Source organism: Bacteroides rodentium JCM 16496, assembly GCF_000614125.1.
In the GTDB taxonomy this organism is placed as follows: Bacteria; Bacteroidota; Bacteroidia; order Bacteroidales; family Bacteroidaceae; genus Bacteroides; species Bacteroides rodentium.
In genome coordinates this window covers 1-7,303 of record NZ_BAKJ01000083.1, presented here as the reverse complement: position 1 = coordinate 7,303, position 7,303 = coordinate 1, and the positions used below count along the sequence as shown (strand labels likewise).

The 7,303-nt window shown below is 43.7% G+C and carries 6 protein-coding genes and 2 pseudogenes; all 8 read left to right on the top strand.

Features of this window, described 5'->3' with window-relative positions; genetic code table 11:
• A partial coding sequence (locus JCM16496_RS19980; protein ID WP_025836310.1) for an RHS repeat-associated core domain-containing protein occupies nt 1-775 on the top strand: 775 nt, incomplete at its 5' end.
• Nucleotides 756-1,325, top strand: coding sequence for a DUF6984 family protein (locus JCM16496_RS23125; RefSeq protein ID WP_025836309.1), 570 nt, complete (start codon nt 756-758; stop codon nt 1,323-1,325). The genes JCM16496_RS19980 and JCM16496_RS23125, both read left to right, overlap by 20 nt.
• 92 nt (nt 1,326-1,417) lie before the next feature.
• Nucleotides 1,418-2,848 carry an RHS repeat domain-containing protein gene (locus JCM16496_RS22430; protein WP_128809757.1) on the top strand — a complete coding sequence of 477 codons (1,431 nt, stop codon included), beginning with the start codon at nt 1,418-1,420 and terminating at the stop codon, nt 2,846-2,848.
• Nucleotides 2,845-3,831, top strand: a complete 987-nt coding sequence (locus tag JCM16496_RS24410) for an RHS repeat domain-containing protein (protein WP_244440514.1) — start codon at nt 2,845-2,847, stop codon at nt 3,829-3,831. Before JCM16496_RS22430 ends, JCM16496_RS24410 begins: the two co-directional genes overlap by 4 nt.
• An 8-nt stretch (nt 3,832-3,839) precedes the next feature.
• Nucleotides 3,840-4,361 (top strand): hypothetical protein, encoded by a 522-nt coding sequence (locus JCM16496_RS19965; RefSeq protein WP_128809756.1) that lies wholly within the window; start codon nt 3,840-3,842, stop codon nt 4,359-4,361.
• 423 nt (nt 4,362-4,784) lie between these two features.
• Nucleotides 4,785-5,686 (top strand): annotated as a pseudogene (locus tag JCM16496_RS25345) (RHS repeat-associated core domain-containing protein); the annotation flags it as partial.
• Between the two features lie 637 nt (nt 5,687-6,323).
• A complete protein-coding gene (locus tag JCM16496_RS19950) occupies nt 6,324-6,854 on the top strand; it encodes a hypothetical protein (protein WP_025836305.1) in 531 nt (176 codons plus the stop codon).
• A gap of 191 nt (nt 6,855-7,045) precedes the next feature.
• Nucleotides 7,046-7,303: pseudogene (locus JCM16496_RS19945) on the top strand (RHS repeat domain-containing protein); the annotation flags it as partial.

Here is a 7,303-nt window from a genome sequence, read left to right as displayed (position 1 = left end):
GTTCGGCGGTGTCTTTGCAGGTAGCAATAGTGTTCAGCCTTATAAGTATAATGGCAAGGAACTTGATGCGAAGAAAGGTCTGAACTGGTATGATTATGGGGCAAGGCATTATGATGCGGCGCTGGGAAGGTTTACAACGGTGGATCCGTTAGCGGAGAAGTATTACTCCACTTCCTTGTTTGCTTATTGTTTAAATAATCCGCTGAAATATGTAGACTATGATGGAAGAAAACCTCGAATATATGTTGAAACTAAAGGCTTTGGACATGTCTTTGTTACTACAGGAAATGGGCAAAATACAACAGTATATACTTATGGGCGATATGGTGATATAAATTGGAACAAGTCGAGTAGTGCAGGCTCTGCACGTAATGGTGAAGGTGTTTTGATTATAATGAAAGGTAAAGAAGCATTGGAATATATCAAAAATGAAATTACTAAAATGGAAGCTCGTGTTTATGAAGTTCCGTCTGGTAATGATGAAAAAGTAGATAAACATTTTAGAAATTTGTTTGATTCCTCTGATAAAAAGCCATCAAAGAAAAGGTATCGTAATGCAGAAAATGCAAGAGTAGTAGATGAGTATGATTTATTAGATAATAATTGTACAACTAAAAGTTTGGAAGCTATAAGTGTAGGAACAAATGGTAACTTTGGAATAGAGTCAACTTCTCCTAGTAATTTAGACACCCAATTACATTATGAAAATAAAAAGGATGGCAGTCGCATCAGAAAAGTAACTTATAATGAATTATATGAAGAATATCTTAAATAGGAAACTATATATAGTATTTTTAATAGTGACCATAGTATTTGCTATATTTACAGCAGATGGACTTTTTTATTGGATGTTAGAAGACAAATTTGAAATAGATAATGACTCCACACGGCGATCAGAAATTGATTGGATGATTCGTAGCTTTACTTTCTATTTAATCTTTTTTGTAGCAATGATACTCTTGTTTTTCTGTAAAATATCGCCAACAAAAAGAAAGCTGACTAAAAAAGAGAAATTACTTTTGATTGAATTGGTAAATCGTGCGGGTCTATGTCTTCCGACTAATTTTGGAGAAAAAATATTGGTAACAGAAATAAATGGAATCACAGGTAGCTTACTCTTATTTCCCCAAGGAATATCAGAAAAAAGACGATGTTTAGGTGAGCGGGCTGGAGAGTGTCAATTTCAAGATTTAGATGGTGTAACTGTTGTTGCTACATTGCACTTAGATAAAGATGGTAATCTCTTTGAATTAGATTTGTGGAAAGATGATTATAGTAAAGTAAAAGAAATTTCGGATACATTTTATTCTGTTTCATCAAGTTAGTTTGTCTTAGTCTTCGTTGAAACAGATATTAGCCATTCGTTGTTTCTAAACCTTCAGATTCGACAAGCATAAATGAATTCCTGCTTACTCCCTTGCGTGTAAGCAGGGATTTTCATTTCATCTCTGCCGACTACGCTTCAGAGGATGCCTACCATGCCCTGCCTGACAAGAGCATGCATTCCGACATCATCCAGAAAGAAATCTACGTGAATGGCGCACAGCCCGTTGAATACCTCTACGACGACCACGATCGCCTGATTTTCTCGCAGGACGGCAACCAGCGTGCGCAAAGTACCCCAGTCTGGACGTACTACAAGTACGACAACCTGAACCGCCTGACCGAGCAGGGGGAATGCACCGACAAGTCCGATGCTTCAAGCTACAAGCAGCAGATAAGGAACTATTATGACAACTACGACTTCGTGGGAACTTCCGGATTTACAGACAGCCGTTATGTGAAAGACACTTCCGGCTACGGGAAAGGCTCTTTGACAGGCAACATGGTAGGGGGCACCGGTTTATGTGGCCGTATTTACACCGCCTACTATTACGACCTCCGCAGCTGTGAGGTGAAGCGTGTGGAAAGCAATGAAATGAGCGGATATGACGTGATGGAAATAACCTACACCTTCACCAACAAGCCGCAGACCGTGACCCACACGCATTCTTCAAGCAGCAAAAGCCTGACGGAAGTCACCACCTACAGCTACGACCACGCCGACCGCCTAGGCAAGGTGCAGCACAAGCTGGATGGCGGTGCCACCGTGACCCTGGCAGAATACGCTTACGACAACCTGGGCAGGCTGCAAAGCAAGAAACTGGGAGGCACCGCCCATACGGCGACTTTCGCCTACAACATCCGCGGCTGGCTGACGGGAATCATGGGAAGCAAGTTCTCGCAGAGCCTGACCTACAACAACGGCACGGCAGGCTACAACGGCAACATCACCTCCATGAGCCGGACGGCAAACGGAACCAGCCACGGCTACACCTTCACCTACGACGGGCTGAACCGCCTGACGGATGCCGTCCACAGTGTAGGCCGTTACACGGAAAAGGTGACCGCCTACGACAAGAACGGCAACATCAAGAACCTGCAACGCTACGGGCAGACAGGTGCTTCCGCCTACGGTCTGATTGACAACCTGACCTTCACCCTGAACGGCAACCGCCTGAGCCGTGTGGATGATGCCGCAACGGCATCTGCCTACGGCAATGGCTTCGAGTTCAAGGACGGGGCAAAGCAGGCTGACGAGTACGCTTACGATGCAAACGGCAATTTGACGAAAGATTTGAATGCAGGTGTTTCCAAGATTCAATATAATTGTTTAAATTTGCCTCTGCGCATAGACTTCTCCGCCGGAGGATTCGCGCAATACGGTTATACGATGGATGGTGTGAAACGCAGGAAACAGTATATGCCCAAACCGGATTCTCGTAGCCCGGTGACAATCGCTTATTGTGGCAATGTGATTTATGAAGAAAGCAAAGCCTGCCTCCTCTTACGGACGAAGGCTATGTGACACTGGACGACAATAAATACCATTATTACCTGAAAGACCATCAAGGCAATAACTGTGTTGTCATCGACCAGAGCAGGGCGGTAGAGGAAACGAACCATTACTATCCCTTCGGCGGAGTATTTGCAAGCACCGGTAACGTCCAGCCTTACAAGTACAACGGCAAGGAGGTGAATGCAAGGAAGGAACTGAATTGGTATGATTACGGGGCAAGGCATTATGATGCTGCGCTGGGGAAGTTTACGATGGTGGACCCACTGGCGGAGAAGTACTATGGAATAAGTCCGTATGCTTACTGTGACAATAATCCGGCACGCTATATTGACCCGACAGGAATGTTCATAAGCCCTATTTATGACAAAGAAGGAAAGTTGTTAGGCACTGACGATGAAGGCTTGCAAGGCACTGCTATCATTATGGATAAATCTAACTTCAAGCAAGGCATGTCCCATGAAGAGGCATTAAGTCATGATTTAGGGTATGATGGATTGGTAAATGATGAAGCACGTTCAAATTATGCAACGAGCTATGCAGGATTGAAAGATAGACCGGACTATGATGGTTACTTGACTTTAAAGGAGGCTAATCAATGGTATAGGGAAGGAAAAGGACAACCACTATATGTTGACATCTCTAAAATAGATTTATCTCCGTTGTCTATTGAAGATTTATCTTTAAGCCATTCTGTTCCTTACAATTTTTTATCTCCTAAGCATCCAAATATGAGGACAGGATTGGTATATGGAAACTTAAGTATTATGTTGCTGAATCCGAATGGGGCAATTAGGATAGGTAATCAAAATGGCCGTATTGATATTTACGATTTTGATTATCACAAAGGAGGAAGTACTTTTAGCAATTTTGCGACCCGAATAGGCAGTAAAGTTGCAGGAAAAGGTATTTCGTACGAAATATACGGATACGGGTTAGGTAATGTAGGACATCGCGTTAATAGACCTTTTAGTAGTAGAAAATGGTTTTTATAAGTAATAATATGCGTTATAAAGTTATATATACAATATTATCATTATCTTTATTGGGTATAATATGGAATATTTTTTTTAGTTATGCTTCTAAAACAGACGTTGAAATAGCTCAAATCTTAGGAGTGACTAAAGCAGAAATAGAATCTTTTGATTATTCAGAATCTTGGAACCTGCAAGATTATGATATTGTAGAAAAATATAAATTATCAAATAATACAATACAGCATTTCTTGATGAATTCCTCATTTATCTTGTATGATAATGAATATGAGACAGATTCTTTATTGTGGGGAAAAAGTAATTGGACTCAAAATTTGGTTGATAGTACTCAATTTAGCACTTTCTACGAAATAGCTTTTGGGAAAAGAGAAGATTCTCTACGAAACAAATGGATTTCGGAGGCTTGTGAATCTTTAAAATCGCAAAATGGATTTTGTTCTTTTTACTATAAAAAGTTAGGAAATGCAGTTGCTTTTTATGTGCTAGATATAAAAAAGAAAACTTTGTATGTAATCTATTTGAAAGTGTGACTTAAAATAAATCCCTGCTTATGCTATTGTGCGTAAGCAGGGATTTCCATGTATGCTTACATGAGTATTAGCTATGACGTGACTACCACCGCCTACACCTTCACCGACAAGCCGCAGACCGTGACCCATGCGCATGCTTCAAGCTACAAAAGCCTGACGGAAGTCACCACCTACAGCTACGACCACGCCGACCGCCTGAGCAAGGTGCAGCACAAACTGGACGGCGGCGCCACCGTGACCCTGGCAGAATACGCCTATGACAACCTGGGCAGGCTGCAAAGCAAGAAGCTGGGAGGCACCGCCCATACGGCGACTTTCGCCTACAACATCCGCGGCTGGCTGACGGGAATTGACGGCGGTAAGTTCAAGCAGTCTCTGACCTACAACAACGGCACGGCAGGCTACAACGGCAACATCACCGCCATGAGCCGGACGGCAAACGGAACCGGCCACGCCTACACCTTCGCCTACGACGCCTGAACCGCCTGACGGATGCCGTCCACGGCGCAGGCCGTTATACCGAGAAGGTGACCGCCTACGACAAGAACGGCAACATCAAGAACCTGCAACGCTACGGGCAGACCTCCGCTTCCGCCTACGGCCTGGTAGACAACCTGACCTTCACCCTGAACGGCAACCGCCTGAGCCGTGTGGATGATGTCGCAACGGCTTCCGCCTACGGCAATGGCTTCGAGTTCAAGGACGGGGCGAAGCAAGCTGACGAGTACGCTTACGATGCCAACGGGAATCTGACGAAAGATTTGAATAAGAATATCACCAATATCCGATATAATTTTTTAAATTTGTCGATATACTTCAGTTTCAATACCGGAGGTTTCCTTCAGCACGGTTATACTGCCGATGGTGTACGCCGACGGACGATATACAAGGAACTGGACGGCCCCACCAGCCCGGTTACCACGGTGTATTGTGGGAATGTGATCTATGAAAACAATGTCCCCCGGCTTCTCCTGCACGAAGAGGGCTATGTGACACTTGACGACAACAGCTATCACTACTACGTGAAAGACCATCAGGGAAACAACTGCCTGGTGGTGGACAGCAGCGGGGCCGTGGAGGAGGCAAACCATTACTACCCCTTCGGTGGAGTCTTTGCAAGCACCGGCAACGTGCAGCCTTACAAATACAATGGCAAGGAACTTGATGCGAAGAAAGGGCTGAACTGGTATGATTATGGGGCAAGGCATTATGATGCTGCGCTGGGAAGGTTTACGACGGTGGATCCGCTGGCGGAGAATCTTTATCCTTGGAGTTCTTATGCTTACTGTTTGAACAACCCTATAAAATATGTTGACCCTACCGGTTGTCTGGCCTCTACCCATACAGATTCTTTGGGCAATGTTGTTGAAGTATATAATGACGGAGATTTAGGAGTGTACAAGCACAATACGGATTTCGAAGGAACCAAACAAGAATTGGTTGAGAATTATTCTTCTAACAATACTGCTGCCGGAGGTGAGAAAATGGGAGAGACTTATGAATGGGATTCGTTTGTTAAACCGGATACGAAAGAGGCGTATGGTCAAATTGACTTTGGTTCTTTTGAGGCCTCCCGAATGGTGTTCAACCGCTTCAGGTATCTTTCCACTCTGAAGATGAAGCCGTTAGAGTTGGCTGTTTATGCGCTGAATGCCAATAACGGAGAGTATTTCGACATCAAGCATGGTGACCCCTATAAAGGTTCGCAGTTCGGCAAGGGGAAATATGTTTCAAGACGTGACGCCGGCAATATATTGGCGGGTATGGTTGCTTGAAGAGGAGGCCTTTCGGCAGAAGTAACTTATACGGCATTCGGGGCTTTGCAACTGGCTGAAAACAATCGATTGCTGTTACCGGGATACTTGTTTAAGGCTGCAAATAAAGGAGCTAAAGGATTTTATGGTGAGACTCCCATATCACATATATTTCAGAAACGTGGATATGAGTTAAATTTCAAGTAAAGTGAAGATAAAGAAAAAGAGACGTAACCGTCTAATACTTTTAGCAATTCTTATTGGGGGAGTATTTTATTACTCCCCTTGGGGATTCTATTTGTTCAACAGAACAGAAAAGAATTATTATTATGACACCGAAAATCAGAAAGGGCCTTGTTTGACAGCAATCTTCCATACCGGTATCTTATGGGATATGTTTACAATAGAATCAGTAGAGGAAATTGGAGCTGGTATCTATCTCATCCCCTATAAGTTCAAAGGTGTATTACCTAAAGATAATTACATAAGGCTTAACTACATCGGTGCTATAGACCCTATATATTATAGATGGAGCAATGATACCTTATATTTGCGTATTCAAGGTTGGGGAATCATAGAAAACAAACTCTCTTCTAAAGTTGTAGTTGATGAAGAGCCTCTTTTTTACGAAAGATGTGGACGGTATTATTCAGATACAACAAGGTACGTGAAGGAACGGCAAGAGTGGCTGCAAATGAAAAAGGAATATCGTAGTTTTGACAGGTATGACTTGAAATAGTTTTCAGGGAAGCAGATAATTCTCTATCTTCATACATTGTTTCTGAATATCAGAAATTCCTAATTCGATACTTTTAATTGAATCTCTGCTTATGTCATTGCGCGTAAGCAGAGATTTTCATATACATACCGGACGGCAAACGGAACCACACGTCTACACCTTCACCTACGATGGACTGAACCGCCTGACGGATGCTGTCCACGGCGCAGCGCTATACGGAAAAAGTGACCGCTTACGACAAGAACGGGAACATCAGGAACCTGCAACGCTACGGACAGACTGTTGCCGCCACTTACGGTATGATTGACAACCTGACCTTCACCCTGAACGGCAACCGCCTGAGCCGTGTGGACGATGCGGCAACGGCTTCCGCCTACGGCAATGGCTTCGAGTTCAAGGACGGGGCGAAGCAGGCTGACGAGTACGCTTACGATGCGAACCCTAAAGTC

Coding starts and splice junctions, on each gene's coding strand:
- JCM16496_RS23125 (WP_025836309.1), top strand. CDS start 756: ATGAAGAATATCTTAAATAGGAAACTATATATAGTATTTTTAATAGTG.
- JCM16496_RS19965 (WP_128809756.1), top strand. CDS start 3,840: ATGCGTTATAAAGTTATATATACAATATTATCATTATCTTTATTGGGT.